The organism is Streptomyces sp. NPDC055955, assembly GCF_042270245.1.
In the GTDB taxonomy this organism is placed as follows: domain Bacteria; phylum Actinomycetota; class Actinomycetes; order Streptomycetales; family Streptomycetaceae; genus Streptomyces.
Genome location: NZ_JBHJYS010000011.1, coordinates 187,848 through 205,143, shown reverse-complemented (window position 1 = coordinate 205,143; position 17,296 = coordinate 187,848). Strand labels below are relative to the sequence as shown.

Below are 17,296 nucleotides of genomic sequence, written 5' to 3'. Positions count from 1 at the left end.
TGGGTTCCCCACACACGGCCACCTTCCGCCAGGATGTTCGGAACGCGTAAGCATCGGGAGGGAACCCCAGTAATGAGCTACAACCAGCCGGGCCCGTACGGCGGGCAGCAGCCTCAGCAGCCCGGCCCCTACGGCCAGCCGCAGCCGGGCCCCTACGGGCAACAGCCCCCGGCCGCGCCCCAGCCCGGCTACGGCTACCCGCAGCAGGCCCCGCAGGGTGTGCCGCCCCAGCAGCCCCCGTACGGCCAGCCGCAGCAGCCGTACGGCCAGCCCGGCGGCTACAGCCAGCCCCAGCAGCCTGGCCCCTACGGGCAGCACCCCCAGGCCCCCTACGGCCAGGTCCCCCCGCCCCCCGCGCCGCCCCAGGGCGGCAAGAAGAAGACGGGCCTGATCATCGGCGCGGTGGCCGTGGTCGCGGCGATCGGCGTGGGCGCGTACTTCGTGTTCGGCGGTGGCGGCTCGTCCGTGGCGGACGACGGCCCCCACAAGCTGACGACGCCGGCGACGGTGCTCGGGGAGTACAAGAAGGCCGCGAGCGGCGACGACTCCAGCATGAGCGACAAGGACGTCAAGGACGCCGAGAAGAACGGCGTCAAGAACGCCCAGGGCGTCGGCGCGGAGTACCAGGCCGGCGACACCAAGACGAACCCGCTCGCGGTCAAGTACCTGAAGTTCATGGGCGTGTACGGCGAGATCTCCGACCCGGAGAAGGTCGTCGACGGGATGTTCGCCGAGATGAAGGAGAAGTCCTCGTCGGACAACTCCGACACCGGTGAGCTGGTCGGCAGCCCGCAGAGCTTCGACTCCGACGGCGCGGTGATGAAGTGCCAGGAGACGAAGATCAAGAACGACACGCCCAGCAGCGGCGAGACCTCCTCCGCCCCCAAGGAGATGTCGATGCCGATCTGCATCTGGGGGGACCACAGCACCCTCGGCATCGTCATCCCCGTCGATCTCGCGACGGCCATGACGGGCAAGAGCGCGGATCTGCAGAGCGCCGCCGACACGTCGACCAAGCTCCGCGGCGAGGTCCGCGTCAAGTCCTGACCCCGCTCGGCACCTCAGGCACGACATGAGGGAAGGGCCCCGGTCACCCGACCGGGGCCCTTCTCATGTCTCACGTGTGCGCTACGCCGACTTCTGCTCTCCGCTGCCCGAGCCGCGGGCGTCGCGGGGGATCAGCGTCGGGTTCACGTTCGAGTGGACGGCCTCTGCCGTGATGACGACGCGGGCCACGTCCTTGCGGGAGGGGACCTCGTACATCACGGACTGGAGGACTTCCTCCATGATCGCGCGCAGACCACGCGCGCCGGTGCGGCGCAGGATGGCCTGGTCGGCGATGGCCTCCAGGGCCTCGCGCTCGAAGTCCAGCTCCACGCCATCGAGTTCGAAGAGGCGCTGGTACTGCTTCACCAGGGCGTTGCGCGGCTCCAGGAGAATCTGGAGGAGCGCCTCGCGGTCCAGGTTGTGGACCGAGGTGATGACGGGGAGACGGCCGATGAACTCGGGGATCATCCCGAACTTCACCAGGTCCTCCGGCATGACCTCCTGGAACTGGTCCTTCTCCTCCAGCTCGCGCTTGGAGTGGATCGTCGCGCCGAAGCCGATGCCCTTGGCACCCGCCCGCGACTCGATGATCTTCTCCAGGCCGGCGAACGCGCCGCCCACGATGAACAGCACGTTCGTCGTGTCGATCTGGATGAACTCCTGATGGGGGTGCTTGCGGCCGCCCTGGGGCGGGACGGAAGCCGTGGTCCCCTCGAGGATCTTGAGCAGGGCCTGCTGGACGCCCTCACCGGACACATCGCGCGTGATCGACGGGTTCTCGCTCTTGCGGGCCACCTTGTCGATCTCGTCGATGTAGATGATCCCGGTCTCGGCCTTCTTGACGTCGTAGTCGGCCGCCTGGATCAGCTTCAGGAGGATGTTCTCGACGTCCTCGCCCACATAGCCGGCCTCCGTGAGCGCCGTCGCGTCCGCGATGGCGAACGGAACGTTCAGCATGCGGGCCAGGGTCTGGGCCAGGAGCGTCTTGCCCGAGCCCGTGGGGCCCAGGAGCAGGATGTTGGACTTCGACAGCTCGATCGCGTCGTCGCGTCCCTGGGCTCCGCCGTTCTCACCGGCCTGGACCCGCTTGTAATGGTTGTACACAGCGACCGAGAGGGCCTTCTTCGCGGCCTCCTGGCCGACGACATAGCCTTCGAGGAACTCGTAGATCTCGCGAGGCTTGGGAAGTTCTTCCCAGCGGACCTCGCTCGTCTCCGCGAGCTCTTCCTCGATGATCTCGTTGCAGAGGTCGATGCACTCGTCGCAGATGTACACACCGGGGCCTGCGATGAGCTTCTTGACCTGCTTCTGGCTCTTTCCGCAGAACGAGCACTTGAGCAGATCGCCGCCGTCACCGATGCGTGCCACGAGGTGCTTCCCCTTCGCCTGGGAGACGCTCGCGTAAGCGACTCCTGGTGCCTGTATCCGACGGTACCTTGCCGGGCCCCCCGTTCGGGCCCCCCTTGGCACGGTTCACTTCTACGTGAAGCGTGCCAAGGAGCGGCAGACGATACAGCGCTGCGTCACGCGGCCGCGGAGTTGTTCATCTTCCGGGTGGAGATGATCTGGTCGATCAGGCCGTACGCGAGGGCGTCCTCGGCCGTCAGGATCTTGTCGCGCTCGATGTCGTCGCGGATCTTCTCGATCGGCGTCGTGGAGTGCTTGGCCAGCATCTCCTCGAGCTGCTCACGCATCCGGAGGATCTCGTTCGCGGCGATCTCCAGGTCGGAGAGCTGCTCACGGCCGGTGCCGCCGGAGGGCTGGTGGATCAGCACGCGGGCGTTCGGCAGCGCCATGCGCTTGCCCGGCGTACCGGCCGCGAGGAGCACGGCGGCCGCGGAGGACGCCTGGCCCATGCAGACCGTCTGGATGTCCGGCTTCACGAACTGCATCGTGTCGTAGATGGCCGTGAGCGCCGTGAAGGAGCCGCCGGGGCTGTTGATGTAGATGGAGATGTCGCGGTCCGGGTCCATCGACTCCAGGCACAGGAGCTGCGCCATGACGTCGTTGGCGGACGCGTCGTCGATCTGCACGCCGAGGAAGATCACGCGCTCCTCGAAGAGCTTCGCGTACGGGTCGTACTCACGCACGCCCTGCGAGGTGCGCTCGACGAAGCGCGGGATGACGTAGCGATTGTCGACCTGCGGGCCGGTGTACAGACCGCTGCCGGGGATGTTGTTCATGGTCGGTGTTCCGTCCTGGTGAGGTGGGCTGGGATGACCGCGTACCGGGGATCAGGCCCCGGTACCGCCGCCGCCCGGAACACCCGTAGCGGCAGTGATGATCTCGTCGATGAGGCCGTACTCCTTGGCCTCCTCGGCGGTGTACCAGCGGTCGCGGTCACCGTCACGGATGATCGTCTCGACGGTCTGCCCGGAGTGGCGGGCCGTGATCTCCGCCATGCGCTTCTTGGTACGCAGCAGGTACTCGGCCTGGATCTTGACGTCCGAGGCTGTGCCTCCGATGCCGGCGGAACCCTGGTGCATCAGGATGTCGGTGTTCGGAAGCGCGAAGCGCTTGCCCCGGGTGCCGCCGGTCAGCAGGAACTGGCCCATGGAGGCCGCCATGCCCATGCCGATGGTGACCACGTCGTTCTGGATGTACTGCATGGTGTCGTAGACCGCCATGCCGGCCGTCACCGAACCGCCGGGGCTGTTGATGTACAGGTAGATGTCCTTGTCCTGGTCGGCAGCGGCCAGGAGGAGCATCTGGGCGGTGATCTTGTTGGCGATCTCGTCGTCGACCTGCTGGCCGAGGAAGATGATGCGGTCGTTGAGCAGTCGGCTGTAGACCTGGTCGCCGAGGCCACCACCGAGGGACGGCTCACCGGCGGCGGAAGGCATCAGATTCGTCACGTATCCACCTGCTCGTCTCTGACGGCAACGCGCCGTCTCGCGTCTTATCCGGAGGGCCGGGGCCCCGCACCTGCACGCCACCGTTCGGCGGCGGCTGCGGGGACTCATCTGCCCTCGTATTCATGGACCCTAACGCGCGGGTCCCTCCGGTGAATCCCGCAAGGGGAACTGTTCGCTGTGAGCGCATGTCGCACCCCGCCCCGCAGGTACGACTGGGCCCCGGAACGATGTCGTCCCGGGGCCCGGTCACGCTGAAGAGATTCAGACCGAGGCTCAGGCCTCGTTCTTGTCCTCGGCCTCGGCCTCGGCGGAGGCGTCCGCCTCGACGGTCTCGCCGGCGGCGGCCGACTCGTCCTCGTCGTCCTCGAGGTCGACGATCTCGCCGTTCGTGTCCTTGACCGTGGCGGCCTCGACGACGACCGCGAGGGCCTTGCCGCGGGCGACCTCGCCGACCAGCATCGGGACCTGGCCGCCTTCGACGACGGCCTGGGCGAACTGGTCGGGGGACATGCCGGAGGACTGCGCGCGCCGCATGAGGTGCTCGGTGAGCTCCTCCTGGTTGACGTTCAGCTTCTCCTTGTTGACGAGCTCGTCGAGGACGAACTGCGTCTTGATGCCCTTGACGGCCTGCTCGGCGGTCTCGGCGTCGAACTCCTCGACCGTCTTGCCCTGGATCTCGAGGTACTTCTCGAGGTCGAGGCCCATCTGGCCGAGCTGGTGGTGCTCGAGGTTGTGCTTGCGGGTCTTGACCTCGTCCTCGAGCAGCTTCTCGGGAACGGGGACCTCGACCAGCTCGAGCAGCTTCTCCAGGACGCGCTCCTGGGCCTGCGTGGCCTGGTCGTACTGCTTCATGTTCTCGAGGCGCTTGCGGCTGTCGGCCTTCAGCTCGTCGAGGGTGTCGAACTCGGAGGCGAGCTGTGCGAACTCGTCGTCCAGGGACGGCAGTTCACGAGCGGCGACCTGGGTGACCTTGACGGTGACCTCGGCCTCCTTGCCCTCGGCGGAGCCGCCCTTGAGCTCGGAGGTGAAGGTGGCCTCGCCACCGGCCTCCAGGCCCTTCACGGCCTCGTCGATGCCCTCGAGGAGCTCGCCCGAGCCGATCGTGTACGAGACGCCGGACGCAACGCCGTCCTCGAGCACCTCGCCGTCGACCTTGGCCTCGAGGTCGATCGTGACGACGTCGCCGTCCTCGGCGGCACGCTCGACCGGGGAGGTGGAGGCGAAGCGCTCGCGGAGCTGCTCCACCGACTTGTCCACGTCCTCGTCGCTGACCTCGATGGCGTCGACCTCGACCTCGATGCCGGAGTAGTCCGGAATCTCGATCTCGGGACGGACGTCGACCTCGGCGGTGAAGTTCAGCGTCTCGCCGTCCTTCAGCTCCGTGATGTCGACCTCGGGCTGGCCCAGCACGTTGAGCTCGGCCTCGTTGACCGCTTCGGTGTAGAACTTCGGAAGCGCGTCGTTGACGGCCTCCTCGAGCACCGCACCGCGGCCGAACCGCTGGTCGATGACGCGGGCAGGGATCTTGCCCTTGCGGAAGCCCTTCACCGTGACCTGCTGGTTGATCTTCTTGTACGCCGCGTCGAGGCTGTCCTTGAGCTCCTCGAAGGGCACCTCGATGCTGAGCCGAACCCGGGTCGGGTTCAGGGTCTCCACGGCGCTCTTCACGGTTCGGTCTCCTTGGGGGCTGACTTCTGGGTTCCTGCCCGGTTGAGAGACACACGGGCACGCAGCTTGCATAGTAACGGCAAGCCGGAGCCGACCCACAACGCGATCTTGAGGGGGCGTTTACCGCTTGAGACGCTGCTGTTGCGAGGCTGGTCGGGGTGGCGGGATTTGAACCCACGGCCTTCCGCTCCCAAAGCGGACGCGCTACCAAGCTGCGCCACACCCCGTCGGTGCGACACGTAGGGTACATGCACGCGGCCGGTGCGGCTCCCGCATTGCGAGCGGAGTGAATGCGGTGTGCGACGGAGGGCTCCGACCCGCTACGATGCTTCCCGTTGCCGCGGTCACCGACCTGCGGCGCACTCTGTGCGGGCGTAGCTCAATGGTAGAGCCCTAGTCTTCCAAACTAGCTACGCGGGTTCGATTCCCGTCGCCCGCTCTTGTGGCCCCGGGCCCGGTTCGTGAGAACCGGGCCCGGGGTTTTTCACGTCCTGGGCCCGGGGTTTTTCACGCCCTGGGCCGGACAGCCTCCCGAGCGGTCAGAACTGGATCGAGTTGATCGTGTCCGCTATCGAGTTCAGGAACCTCTGGATGTCGTCGGCCATTCCGGTCGAGGCCAGGAAGAACCCGAACAGGACCGCCACGACGGCAGGCCCGGCCTTGATCGACCCTCCCCGGATCAGCACCACGAGAATGATCGCCAACAGCAGTACGACTGACAGCGAAATGGCCACACTGATCACACCCTAGGTCGGTCCACACTCCCGGCCCGGGGGGTACGACCCCGCACACCCCCGCCAGAACCATCGTGCCACCAACACGGCCCCCGTATGCGGCGGGTGACGCATCGTCGGCCACTCCCGTGCGGCGGGGCGCCGGCCGTGCACCCATGGGGCACATGATCAGCGCGTGCCCCCCGGGCAATTTCGCGGGACCCCGTGACCCGTAATTCGGCCTGATCGTTTCCATGCACACACAGCATGTCCACATCGTGGGCACGTGGGATCACCCACGCGTTGTTCGCCGCGAATTCGAATTGTCGCGGGGACCACATCCGACTCGGTCGAGTCCGGCCGATATGCACTATTTAATCAGGATGAGAGTGGTCATAACGGACTCATATGGATGCCTCCCGAAGTCCCTCCGGAAGTCCTGCGAAAACCTCGCCGGCACTATGCAGACTTCTCCGAATCGGGGGTACTCGCGCGGTAAGGAGGATTTGACGTGAGGGTTTTACGAAATACCGAGGGCGCCGCTAAGGTGCCTCAGATGTTCCGCGCTGCCCCCACCCGAGCCCCGCTCCCTGCGGCACAGACGGCCCCCGCCCATCAGCCACCGAACACGGCAGCCGCTCCCCCCACACCGGCCGCCAAGCCCGCGAAACAGCGGGACGCGTTCTTCGACAACGCCAAGTACCTGGCCATCGTGCTGGTCGCGATGGGTCACTCCTGGGAACCGCTGACGGATCACAGCCGCGTCGCCGAGGCGCTCTACATGACCGTCTACACGTTCCACATGCCGGCGTTCATCGTGATCTCCGGCTACTTCTCCCGCAGCTTCGACATGCGGCCCGACCGGCTCCGGCGGCTCATCACCGGGGTCGCCGTGCCGTACGTGATCTTCGAGGTCGCGTACACCTTCTTCAAACGCTGGGCGAACGACGACCCGACGTACCCGATCAGCCTGCTCGACCCCTGGTACCTGACCTGGTTCCTGGTCGCCCTGTTCGTGTGGCGGCTCACCACCCCGCTGTGGAAGATCGTCCGCTGGCCGGTGCCGCTCGCCGTCGCCATCGCGGTGCTCGCCTCCGTCTCCCCCGACATCGGCGACGACCTCGATCTCCAGCGTGTCCTGCAGTTCCTCCCCTTCTTCGTGGTCGGCCTCGTCCTCAAGCCGGAGCACTTCCAGCTGGTGCGCCGGCGTGAGGTGCGGATCCTGTCCGTGCCGATCTTCGCGGCCGCGCTGGTGCTGGCCTACTGGGCCGCTCCGCGGATGACGTCGGCGTGGTTCTACCACCGCGACAGCGCGCAGGAGCTGGGCGCGCCGTGGTGGGCCGGTGCCGTGATGACGTTCGCGCTCTTCGGCTGCTCGGTCGTCCTCACCGCGTGCTTCTTCGCCTGGGTGCCGCGGCGGAAGATGTGGTTCACCGTGCTGGGCGCGGGGACACTGTACGGCTACCTGCTGCACGGCTTCATCGCGAAGGGCTCGCGGTTCTGGGGCTGGTTCGACGACTACGCCTGGCTGCACAAGCCGCTGGGCGAGGTGTTCGTGACGGTCGTCGCGGCCTCTCTGATCACGGTCCTGTGCACTCCTCCGGTCCAGCGGATGTTCCGGTTCGCCATGGAGCCGAAGATGGAGTGGGCGTTCAAGAAGGACGCCGCCGAGGTGGCGCGGGACCGTGGACGGGTCCGCGCCTGAGGCTGCCGCCGCCGTCCGTCGCCCTGTGTCGGGTGCGGGTGCGCGAGAGCTTGTCGCCCGGTCCCCGCGCCCCGCACAGGGGCGCGGGGACTACGGGGTCTCGGTGATGCCCAACAGCGATCTCATCCCCGCGTACTTCCTCGTCAGGCGCTGCCTCGTCGCTTCGTCCAGAGCCGCCAGACGGGCGGGGTCCGCGTTGTGGGCCAGGTCCGACTCCTTCACCAGCAGCGCTCCCGGAGTGGCCAGAATTCGTTGCGCGTAGGCCTCTTGAGGCTCGCCGGGGCGCTTGGTGAGGGCGCGGACGACTGCCTTCGTACGGTCCGTGAGGTCCGCCGTGGCCAGCCACTGCGGTGAGAGCGCGTCGTCCTCGATCGCGTCGTGCAGCCAGGCCGCCGCGATCTGCTCGGCGTCGCCGCCCCGGGCGCGTACACCTTCGGCGACCGCCTCCAGGTGTTCCGCGTAGGGGCGCCCGGCCTTGTCCGTCTGGGTGGCGTGGGCCCTGCGCGCCAGGGCCTCCACCTCGGCGAGGGTCAGCATGCGGCCGACCCTACGGCCTGCGCGGGGCAGGACGGCCCCGGCGAAGGACCGCTTCTGGCGCAGGCCCTCGGTCGCCCTCTCGTACGCGCCGGATTCGATGTCCCGAACGTACGGATTCGGGGGCCACCCGGCCATGAGGCCCGCCGGCGAAACGGGGCCGAGAGAACCCCACCGGATGCCGTGAAAATGGTTTGGTAAGCTAACTATTGACGCGTTCTTGACCTTTTCTTGACCTGAGCCAGCCATTCGACCGAGCCAAGAACGGAAGGAACGGACCCATCGGACATGCAGACACCCTGATAGCCATGGGCGGCGCCTTTCTCGCCGCCGCCGTCCTCGCCCGCCTCGGCGGACGCATCGGACTTCCCACCATCCCCCTGTTCATCCTGGCCGGGATCCTCCTCGGCCCCCACACCCCCGGCATCGTGCTGGTCGCCGACCCGCACGACCTGGAGATGCTCTCCGCGCTCGGCCTGGTCCTGCTGCTCTTCTACCTGGGCCTCGAGTTCCATCTGGACGACCTCAAGACCGGCGGCCGGAAGATGGCCGTCGCCGGGGGGACGTACCTCGCGCTGAACGTCGGCGCGGGCCTCGGCTTCGGATTCGCCCTCGGCTGGGGCACCTCCGAGGCTCTGGTCCTCGCCGGGGTCCTCGGCATCTCCTCGTCCGCGATCGTCACGAAGGTGCTGGTCGACACCGGCCGCCTCGGCAATCCGGAGACCAAGCCGATCCTCGGGATCATCGTCGTCGAGGACATCTTCCTGGCCCTCTACCTGGCCGCGCTCCAGCCGATCCTGTCCGGCGCGGACAGCCTGGCGTCGGCGGTCATGGACGGCGGCAAGGCCTTCGGCTTCCTCCTGCTGCTCGCGCTCGCGGCGCGCTTCGGCACCCGCGTCGTGGGCCGGCTCTTCCACACCAAGGACGACGAGCTCCTCGTCATCTCCTTCCTCGGCGCGGCCGTGTTCGTCGCCGGGGTCTCCGAGTGGTTCGGGGTCGCGGACGCGATCGGCGCGTTCATGGTCGGCCTGATGCTCGGCTCCACCGCCTCGGGCGAGCGCATCCGCACGCTCGTGCACCCCCTGCGGGACGCGTTCGGCGCGATCTTCTTCTTCGCGTTCGGCCTCTCCATCGACCCGGGCGACCTGCCGACGGTGCTGTGGCCGGTCCTCGCGGCCGTCGCCGTGACGCTGGTGATGAACGTGCTCGCGGGGCTCGGCGCGGCGCGCGTGTACGGGTTCGGGCCCGGCCCCGCCGCGAACATCTCCACGACGCTGCTCGCCCGGGGCGAGTTCGCCCTGATCCTCGCCACGATGGCGGCGGGCGCGGGCCTGGACGAACGGCTGTCGCCGTTCATCGCGGGCTACGTGCTCCTGCTCGCCGTCCTCGGGCCGATGGCGGCGGGCCGCTCGCAGTGGCTTGCGCGGGGCCTTCCAGGGGGGCGGGTGAATGGGGCGCCCCTCGATGAGCGGGTGGGCGCCGGGGTGTGACGGGGCCGCGCCGCAGAGGCGGGCTTTCGTTGCCGGGTGCGGCGTGCATCGTGGCTGTTCGCGCCGTTCCCCGCGCCCCTGAGATGCGCACTTCGTGCGCCAACTCAGGGCGCTTGATGGGGGTGCGGCGAAGCCGCGTGCCGTCAGAGGCGCGCGGAACCGCGCGACCAGTCACAGAGGACCCGCACCCGGGCGACGAACCCGCGCCCCGGCGGAGCCGTCACGCGTCCCGGCAGATCAGCAGCAGCGCGCGGTCGTCGTTGACGTCCTTGGCGACCGCCTCGATCAGGTGCCAGGCGGCGCCGTGGAACCCGCCCGACACATAGCGGTCCGCTTCGCCGGTGAGGCGGTCGATGCCCTCGGTGATGTCGCGGTCGGACGTCTCGACCAAGCCGTCCGTGAAGAGCATCAGGACGTCGCCGGGGCGCAGGGAACCCTTGGTGGAGTCGAACTGCGCGCCGTCGTAGACGCCGAGGAGCGGGCCTTCCGCCGCCTTCTCCTCCCAGCGTCCGCTGCCCGCGCTGAGCTGGAGGCCCGGCGGGTGCCCCGCCGAGAAGAGTTCGTAGTCGCCCGACTCCAGGTCGAGGACGAGGTGGATAGACGTGGCGAAGCCTTCGTCCCAGTCCTGTCGGAGCAGATAGCCGTTGGCGGCCGGCAGGAAGGCGTGCGGCGGCAGGGAGCCGAGGAGTCCGCCGAAGGCTCCGGACAGGAGCAGCGCCCTCGACCCCGCGTCCATGCCCTTGCCCGACACGTCGGTGAGGACCGCCTCCAGCGTGCGGCCGCCGTTCGTACGGGCCGCGACGACGAAGTCGCCGGAGAAGGACTGGCCGCCGGCCGGGCGCAGCGCCATCTCGCGGTGCCAGCCCTTCGGCAGCTGCGGCAACTTGCTCTGTACGCGGATGCGTTCCCGCAGGTCGAACAACATCGTTCCGCCGCGCCGCCAGGGCACGCCGACCCGGCTGCGGAACTGGGCTATGAGCAGGCCGAAGAAACCGCAGGCGGCCACGACCAGGACGGTGCCGGGGGTGACCCGGGCGGCGCCCTCCGCGTACGGGCCGAGTCTGACCGACTCCACGATGAGCGCCGCGGCGGCGGCCGCGTACAGGCCGAGGAGGCTGGCCGGGCGCAGCAGCAGTCCGCCCGCCACGATCGGCAGGACGAGCGCCGTCGGGGCGCACCAGACCGAGTTGAGGAGGGTGCCGCAGGCGATGACCGGGACCATGAGGAGCAGGCCCACCAGCGCGACCCAGTCGGACCCGTCGCCGCGGAAGTAGTCGACACCGGATTTGCGCATGCCGATGCGGGCCCGGTGCAGTCTCATCTTCATCCGGGCCGGAAACGTCTCGGCGTGCGCGCGTCGTCCTGCCATTGCTCGTGGACCTTATCCATCGGCCCAGGGGCTTCGCACGGGAGGTCCCACTTGTCCCTCTTCCAGGCAGCTCCGGCGCCTTCCGTGGCGGGGAAAATCTCTCGCTTCGTCCACGGTGTCCTGGTAGGGATGGCTCATGACGATGGACGTACGGGTGCTGCGCCAGGACGACTGGCACGAGTGGTACGCGAAGCTGGAGCTGGCCTTCGGAGGAGTTCCGGAAGCGCCCGAGGAACGGGCGCTGTGGGACGACCTCACGGAGTTCGACCGGTCCATCGGCGTGTGGGACGGCGACCGGTGCGTGGGGACGGCGGGGGCGTTCACGTTCCGGGTGACGGTGCCGGGCGGGGCCCGGGTCCCGGCGGCGGGCGTCACGATGGTGTCCGTCGCGGCGACGGACCGGCGGCGCGGGGTCCTGACGTCGATGATGCGGCGCCAGCTCGACGACGTGCGGTCCTGGGGCGAGCCGCTCGCCGTGCTCACCGCCTCCGAGCCCGCGATCTACGGCCGCTTCGGGTACGGGATCGGGACGCGGCAGGCGAGCGTGGAGATCGACTCGACGCGGGTGCGGATCAACGCTCCGGCGGGCACGGACGACGTACGGCTGCGGTTCGCCGACGTGACCGAGGCCGCCGCCGCGTGCGAGGCCGTGTACGTGCGGACCGTCGGCACCCGGCCCGGCATGCTCGCCCGCAGGCCCGGCTGGGAGCGGCTGCCGCTGCTCGACCCGCCGTCGGAGCGCGAGGGCGCGTCGCCGATGCAGTGCGTGCTGGCCGAGCGGGACGGCGAGACGGTCGGCTACGTCCGGTTCCACAACAAGCCCGAGTGGGACGCGGCCGGACCCAAGGGCCGGATCACTCTGCGGCACATCGACGCGCTCGACCCTGCGGCGTACGCGGCGCTGTGGCGCTTCCTCCTGGGCATCGACCTGACCTCGTCCGTCCAGGCGCGCAACCGGCCGGTCGACGATCCGCTGTTCTCCCTCGTCAGCGACATCCGGCGGTGTCAGGTGCGGCTGCGGGACTCGATGCACGTACGGCTGGTGGACCTCGGAGCCGCGCTGGAGGCCCGCACGTATCAGGCGCCGGTCGACGTCGTCCTGGACGTGACGGACGAGTTCTGTCCGTGGAACGCGGGGCGGTGGCGGCTGACCGGGGACGCGAAGGGCGCGTCCTGCAAGCGTACGGACGATGACGCCGAACTCACCCTGTCTGTACGGGAGTTGGGGACGGTCTACCTCGGCGACACGTCGCTCTCGGCGCTGGCGGCGGCCGGCCGGGTGGGGGAGCTGCGTCCTGGCGCGGTCGACGAGGCGGCGCTCGCGTTCGGGTCGACCGTGGCGCCCTGGCTGCCGCACGGGTTCTGACGCGGCGGGTGACGGGTGCCGGTCAGCGCGGGGGCTGGCACCTCGGGCACCAGAAGAGGTTGCGGGCCGCGAGAGGCGCCGTGCGGATCTCCGTGCCGCACAGGTGACAGGGCATCGTGGCCCGCCGATAGACGTACACCTCGCCACCGTGGTCGTCGACGCGCGGCGGGCGGCCCATCGCCTCCGGGGTGTGCTCCGGGCGGACGGTGTCGATGCGGTTGTGCCGGACTCCCTCGCGCATCAGCGCCACCAGGTCCGTCCAGATCGCCGTCCACTCGTCGGGCGTGAGGTCCTTGCCCGGGGTGTACGGGTCGATGCCGTGCCGGAAGAGGACCTCGGCGCGGTAGACGTTGCCGACGCCCCCGATGATCTTCTGGTCCATGAGCAGCGCGGCGACGGTGGTGCGGCTGCGGGAGATACGGCGCCAGGCGCGGTCCGGGTCGTCGCCGCTCCTGAGCGGGTCGGGGCCGAGGCGGTCGTGTATCGCCTGCTTCTCGGCATCCGTGATCAGGGCGCAGGTCGTGGGGCCGCGCAGGTCGGAGTAGTGCGTGTCGCTCAGCAGCCGCAGGCGGACGGTGTCCGTGGGCGGCGGGGCGGGGGTCTCACCGAGGGTGTACTTGCCGAAGAGGCCCAGGTGGATGTGGATCCAGCCGGTGTCCGCGAAGCTCAGGAAGAGGTGTTTGCCGTGGGCGTCCGCCCCGTCGAGGACCAGGCCGTCCACGAGCGCGGCGCTGTCGGAGAACTTGCCCTGCGGGCTGCGGACGCCCACCGGGCGGCCGGCGAAGCGCTCCGCGTGGTCCTGGGCCAGGCGGTGGATGGTGTGGCCCTCTGGCACGGGTCTCTGTCTCCTGGGGTTGGTGGGGGCGGGCCGGGTGGATCCTCTCCCCCGGCCCGCCCCTTCCCGAAAGTCCTGGGGCTGCGCCCCGGACCCCGCGCCTCGGACGCCGAAGGCGCCGGATCGAGGGGCTGACTCAGCCCTGCGGGTGGTGGGCCGGGATCGGGGGGAGGTCGCCCGTCTCCTCGTAGCGCGACAGCATCTCGATGCGGCGCGTGTGACGCTCCTCGCCCGAGTACGGGGTGGAGAGGAAGATCTCGACGAACTTCGTCGCCTCTTCCTGCGTGTGCATGCGGCCACCGATGGAGACCACGTTCGCGTCGTTGTGCTCACGGCCCAGCGCGGCGGTCTGCTCGCTCCAGGCGAGGGCCGCACGGACGCCCTTCACCTTGTTCGCGGCGATCTGCTCGCCGTTGCCGGAGCCGCCGATCACGATGCCGAGGGCGTCCGGGTCCGCCGCCGTGCGCTCCGCGGCGCGGAGGCAGAACGGAGGGTAGTCGTCCTGGGCGTCATAGATGTGGGGCCCGCAGTCGACGGGCTCGTGGCCGTGGGCCTTGAGCCATTCGACGAGGTGGTTCTTGAGTTCGTAGCCGGCATGATCCGAGCCGAGGTACACGCGCATGGGTCCGAGTGTGGCACGTCCCACCCGGGCACGGCGCGGTCGGGTCGCCGTGCCCGTTCGTTTACGGGTAAACGTCTCGGATCGTTTACGGGCAAACGTCTCGGAGGCGAAAATCACGATACGGAGTCAGGTCTTCCGTCCGGTACGTCCCTGGGTTTGAATGCGTCTGCTCGTGACCCGAGACTTAAGGATTCGTCCATGACCTCGCAACCCTCCCTTGCGAAGGCCGACCAGGCGCCCCACAATCCTGGAGATTCACAGCCCGACAACGGCCAGACCGGAAACAACGGTCCCGACGGGCTGAAGGCCGGACTCAAGAACCGGCACCTGTCGATGATCGCCATCGGCGGTGTGATCGGTGCCGGCCTCTTCGTCGGCTCCGGTTCGGGCATCGCCAAGGCCGGACCGGCCATCCTCATCTCGTACGCCCTCGTCGGCCTCATGGTCGTCATGGTCATGCGGATGCTCGGCGAGATGGCCGCCGCGCGGCCCTCGTCCGGCTCCTTCTCCGCCTACGCCGACCAGGCGCTCGGCCGCTGGGCCGGCTTCTCCATCGGCTGGCTGTACTGGTTCTTCTGGGTCGTCGTGCTCGCGGTCGAGGCCACCGCCGGTGCCGTGATCCTCAACGGCTGGATACCGGCCGTGCCGCAGTGGGGCTGGGCCCTGATCGTGATGGTCGTCCTGACCGCGACGAACCTCGCCTCGGTCGCCTCGTACGGCGAGTTCGAGTTCTGGTTCGCCGGGATCAAGGTCGTCGCGATCGGCGCGTTCGTGATCATCGGCATGCTCGCCGTGTTCGGTGTGCTGCCGGGTTCGGACAACCCCGGCGCGGGGTTCTCGCACCTCACGGACGCGGGCGGGTTCATGCCCAACGGCGCCGGGTCGATCCTCACGGGCGTCCTCATGGTCGTCTTCTCCTTCATGGGCAGCGAGATCGTCACGCTGGCCGCCGGCGAGTCCGAGGACCCGCAGCGTGCCGTCACCAAGGCCACGAACAGCGTGATCTGGCGTATCGGCGTCTTCTACCTCGGCTCGATCTTCGTCGTCCTGACGCTGCTGCCGTGGAACGACAAGTCGATCGCCAAGGACGGCTCGTACGTCGCGGCCCTGAACTCGATCGGCATCCCCCACGCGGGTCAGGTCATGAACGTCATCGTGCTGACGGCCGTGCTCTCGTGCCTGAACTCCGGGCTCTACACCGCCTCCCGCATGGCGTTCTCGCTCGGCCAGCGCGGTGACGCGCCCAAGGCCTTCGCCAGGACGAGCAAGCGCGGTGTGCCGCAGGCCGCGATCCTCGGTTCCGTGGTCTTCGGCTTCCTCGCCGTCTGGTTCAACTACCAGTGGCCGGACACCGTCTTCAACTTCCTGCTGAACTCCTCCGGCGCCGTCGCCCTCTTCGTCTGGCTCGTCATCTGCTTCACGCAGCTGAAGATGCGCGGAATGATCCTGCGCGAGCAGCCCGAGAAGCTCGTCGTGAAGATGTGGCTCTTCCCCTATCTGACGTGGGCCACGATCGCGATGATCTCGTTCGTGCTCGTCTACATGCTCACCGACGACGCGGGCCGCGAGCAGGTCGTCCTGTCGCTGCTCGTGGCGGCCCTGGTGGTCGGGTTCTCGCTGGTGCGTGAGCAGGTGCAAAAGCGGAAGAAGGTCACCGCCTGATCCGTCCGGACAGTCCCGGAAGGTCTCGGCACAAAAGCTGACGGCGGGTGTCAGGTAATGCGGGCAGAGTCCGCCGCATGAACTCCGACGACATCCGTACACAGCAGCTCGTCCTGCGGCCCGGCGACGCCGGGTACGACGAGGAACTGGCCGGTTTCCAGACCGGTTTCGCCCAGCGGCCCGACGTCATCCACGCGGCAACCTCAGCCGATGACGTCGAGGCCGCTGTCGCGTACGCGGCCGGTGCAGGTCTGCCCGTCGGCGTGCAGGCCACCGGGCACGGCCTGCCCGAAGACTCCGAGGGCGGGGTGCTGATCTCCACGCGGCGCATGGACGGGGTCGTGGTGGACGCGGCGGCGCGCACGGTGCGGGTCTTCGCGGGGACGCGCTGGCGGCAGGTCGTCGAGGCGGCCGCTCCCCACGGCCTCGCCCCGCTGAACGGCTCGGCGCCGGGTGTGGGCGCGGTCTCGTACACGCTGGGCGGCGGACTCGGCATCCTGGCGCGGGAGTTCGGTTACGCGGCCGATCACGTCCGGTCGGTCGACGTCGTCACGGCGGACGCGCGCCGTCGCACGGTCTCCTCCGATGCCGAGCCGGAGCTCTTCCGCGGCCTGCTCGGCGGCGGCGCGAATCTGGGCGTCGTCACGGGTCTGGAGATGGCCCTGGTGCCGGTCGCGCGGCTGTACGGGGGCTCGCTCGCCCACGACGGCGCGAAGGCCGACGCGGGGGCCGTGCTGCGGGCCTACACGGACTGGGCGCGAACCGTGCCGGACGCGCTGACGTCATCCCTCTCGGCCCTCGTCTACCCGGACGTCCCCGCGCTCCCCGCCCACCTGCGCGGCCGGTACGTGATCTCCGTACGCGTCGCCTTCACCGGGAGCGCGGACGAGGGCGAACGGCTCGTCGCGCCCCTGCGCACGGCGCTCGGACCGGCTCTGACGGACAGCCTGCGCGAGATGCCGTACGCCGAGAGCCACACCGTCCACAGCGATCCTGACTTCCCGCACGCCTACTACGGGGACAGCGCGGTGCTGCGGGAGCCGGCCGTCGAGGGCGTGGCCGAACTCCTCGCGCTGTGCGGGCCGGACGCCTCTTCCCTGCACGTCGTACAGGTCAACCACCTGGGCGGGGCCCTGTCGAGGCCGGCCGCGAACTGCGTGCCGTACCGGGAGGCGCAGTGGCTGGTGCGGATCCTGTCGCCGCTGGACGGGACGGACCGCGAGGCCGTCCGCGCCCATCACGCCCTCGCGTTCCAGCGGGTCGAGGAGCAGCGGATGGGCCGGTCCCTGAACTTCGCGTTCGGCGGCGGCGACCGTACGGAGGGGCTGTACGACGCACGGACGCGGAAGAGGCTCGCCGATGTGAAGGCCGCGTACGACCCGGCGAACCTCTTCCGGAGGAACTACAACGTGCGCTGAACGCCCGTGGTG

The 17,296-nt window shown here is 69.1% G+C and carries 15 protein-coding genes and 2 tRNA genes; 7 read left to right on the top strand and 10 right to left on the bottom strand.

Features of this window, described 5'->3' with window-relative positions; genetic code table 11:
• Positions 1 to 72: 72 nt before the first annotated feature.
• The gene (locus tag ACFC96_RS23195; protein WP_376256177.1) at positions 73 to 1,047 is read left to right on the top strand and encodes a hypothetical protein; all 975 of its coding nucleotides are present in this window, start codon (positions 73 to 75) and stop codon (positions 1,045 to 1,047) included.
• Positions 1,048 to 1,128: 81 nt separating this feature from the next.
• On the opposite strand, the gene clpX is transcribed toward ACFC96_RS23195, so the two are convergent.
• The 5 genes from clpX to ACFC96_RS23170 form a co-directional block, all read right to left on the bottom strand.
• Entirely contained in the window at positions 1,129 to 2,415 is a 1,287-nt protein-coding gene (clpX, locus tag ACFC96_RS23190; RefSeq protein WP_266564255.1) for an ATP-dependent Clp protease ATP-binding subunit ClpX, read from the bottom strand.
• Between the two features lie 155 nt (positions 2,416 to 2,570).
• Entirely contained in the window at positions 2,571 to 3,230 is a 660-nt protein-coding gene (locus tag ACFC96_RS23185) for an ATP-dependent Clp protease proteolytic subunit (protein ID WP_227294656.1), read from the bottom strand.
• A gap of 51 nt (positions 3,231 to 3,281) precedes the next feature.
• Positions 3,282 to 3,890, bottom strand: a complete 609-nt coding sequence (locus tag ACFC96_RS23180; protein WP_376256826.1) for an ATP-dependent Clp protease proteolytic subunit — start codon at positions 3,888 to 3,890, stop codon at positions 3,282 to 3,284.
• 285 nt (positions 3,891 to 4,175) lie between these two features.
• Entirely contained in the window at positions 4,176 to 5,570 is a 1,395-nt protein-coding gene (tig, locus tag ACFC96_RS23175; RefSeq protein ID WP_375998045.1) for a trigger factor, read from the bottom strand.
• A 150-nt stretch (positions 5,571 to 5,720) separates the two neighbouring features.
• A tRNA-Pro gene (locus tag ACFC96_RS23170) sits at positions 5,721 to 5,797 on the bottom strand.
• A 141-nt stretch (positions 5,798 to 5,938) separates the two neighbouring features.
• On the opposite strand from ACFC96_RS23170, the gene ACFC96_RS23165 reads away from it, so the two are divergent.
• Positions 5,939 to 6,009, top strand: a tRNA-Gly gene (locus tag ACFC96_RS23165).
• Positions 6,010 to 6,109: 100 nt separating this feature from the next.
• Here ACFC96_RS23165 and ACFC96_RS23160 read toward each other — a convergent pair.
• Positions 6,110 to 6,304, bottom strand: coding sequence for a hypothetical protein (locus ACFC96_RS23160; RefSeq protein WP_100594330.1), 195 nt, complete (start codon positions 6,302 to 6,304; stop codon positions 6,110 to 6,112).
• A gap of 535 nt (positions 6,305 to 6,839) precedes the next feature.
• Here ACFC96_RS23160 and ACFC96_RS23155 point away from each other — a divergent pair.
• Positions 6,840 to 7,988: an acyltransferase family protein gene (locus tag ACFC96_RS23155; RefSeq protein ID WP_376256180.1), complete on the top strand. Its 1,149-nt coding sequence runs from the start codon at positions 6,840 to 6,842 to the stop codon at positions 7,986 to 7,988.
• Between the two features lie 90 nt (positions 7,989 to 8,078).
• On the opposite strand, the gene ACFC96_RS23150 is transcribed toward ACFC96_RS23155, so the two are convergent.
• Positions 8,079 to 8,525 (bottom strand): HD domain-containing protein, encoded by a 447-nt coding sequence (locus ACFC96_RS23150; RefSeq protein ID WP_376613989.1) that lies wholly within the window; start codon positions 8,523 to 8,525, stop codon positions 8,079 to 8,081.
• A 305-nt stretch (positions 8,526 to 8,830) separates the two neighbouring features.
• Between ACFC96_RS23150 and ACFC96_RS23145 the strand changes: the two genes are divergently transcribed.
• Positions 8,831 to 10,012, top strand: coding sequence for a cation:proton antiporter (locus tag ACFC96_RS23145; RefSeq protein WP_376256184.1), 1,182 nt, complete (start codon positions 8,831 to 8,833; stop codon positions 10,010 to 10,012).
• 220 nt (positions 10,013 to 10,232) lie between these two features.
• Here the strand turns inward: ACFC96_RS23145 and ACFC96_RS23140 are convergent, their stop codons facing one another.
• On the bottom strand, positions 10,233 to 11,381 hold the full coding sequence (locus ACFC96_RS23140) for a PP2C family protein-serine/threonine phosphatase (RefSeq protein WP_376256186.1): 1,149 nt from the start codon (positions 11,379 to 11,381) through the stop codon (positions 10,233 to 10,235).
• A 136-nt stretch (positions 11,382 to 11,517) separates the two neighbouring features.
• Here ACFC96_RS23140 and ACFC96_RS23135 point away from each other — a divergent pair, with 136 nt between their 5' ends.
• Positions 11,518 to 12,747 carry a GNAT family N-acetyltransferase gene (locus ACFC96_RS23135; RefSeq protein ID WP_376613908.1) on the top strand — a complete coding sequence of 410 codons (1,230 nt, stop codon included), beginning with the start codon at positions 11,518 to 11,520 and terminating at the stop codon, positions 12,745 to 12,747.
• Between the two features lie 22 nt (positions 12,748 to 12,769).
• On the opposite strand, the gene ACFC96_RS23130 is transcribed toward ACFC96_RS23135, so the two are convergent.
• Together ACFC96_RS23130 and ACFC96_RS23125 are read right to left on the bottom strand one after the other, a co-directional pair.
• Entirely contained in the window at positions 12,770 to 13,582 is an 813-nt protein-coding gene (locus tag ACFC96_RS23130; protein ID WP_376256190.1) for an Fpg/Nei family DNA glycosylase, read from the bottom strand.
• Positions 13,583 to 13,718: 136 nt separating this feature from the next.
• Positions 13,719 to 14,204, bottom strand: a complete 486-nt coding sequence (locus ACFC96_RS23125) for a ribose-5-phosphate isomerase (protein ID WP_116512982.1) — start codon at positions 14,202 to 14,204, stop codon at positions 13,719 to 13,721.
• Positions 14,205 to 14,402: 198 nt separating this feature from the next.
• Between ACFC96_RS23125 and ACFC96_RS23120 the strand changes: the two genes are divergently transcribed.
• A complete protein-coding gene (locus ACFC96_RS23120) occupies positions 14,403 to 15,866 on the top strand; it encodes an amino acid permease (RefSeq protein WP_376256192.1) in 1,464 nt (487 codons plus the stop codon).
• Between the two features lie 77 nt (positions 15,867 to 15,943).
• Positions 15,944 to 17,284, top strand: a complete 1,341-nt coding sequence (locus ACFC96_RS23115; RefSeq protein ID WP_376613906.1) for an FAD-binding oxidoreductase — start codon at positions 15,944 to 15,946, stop codon at positions 17,282 to 17,284.
• The last annotated feature ends 12 nt before the right edge of the window (positions 17,285 to 17,296 follow it).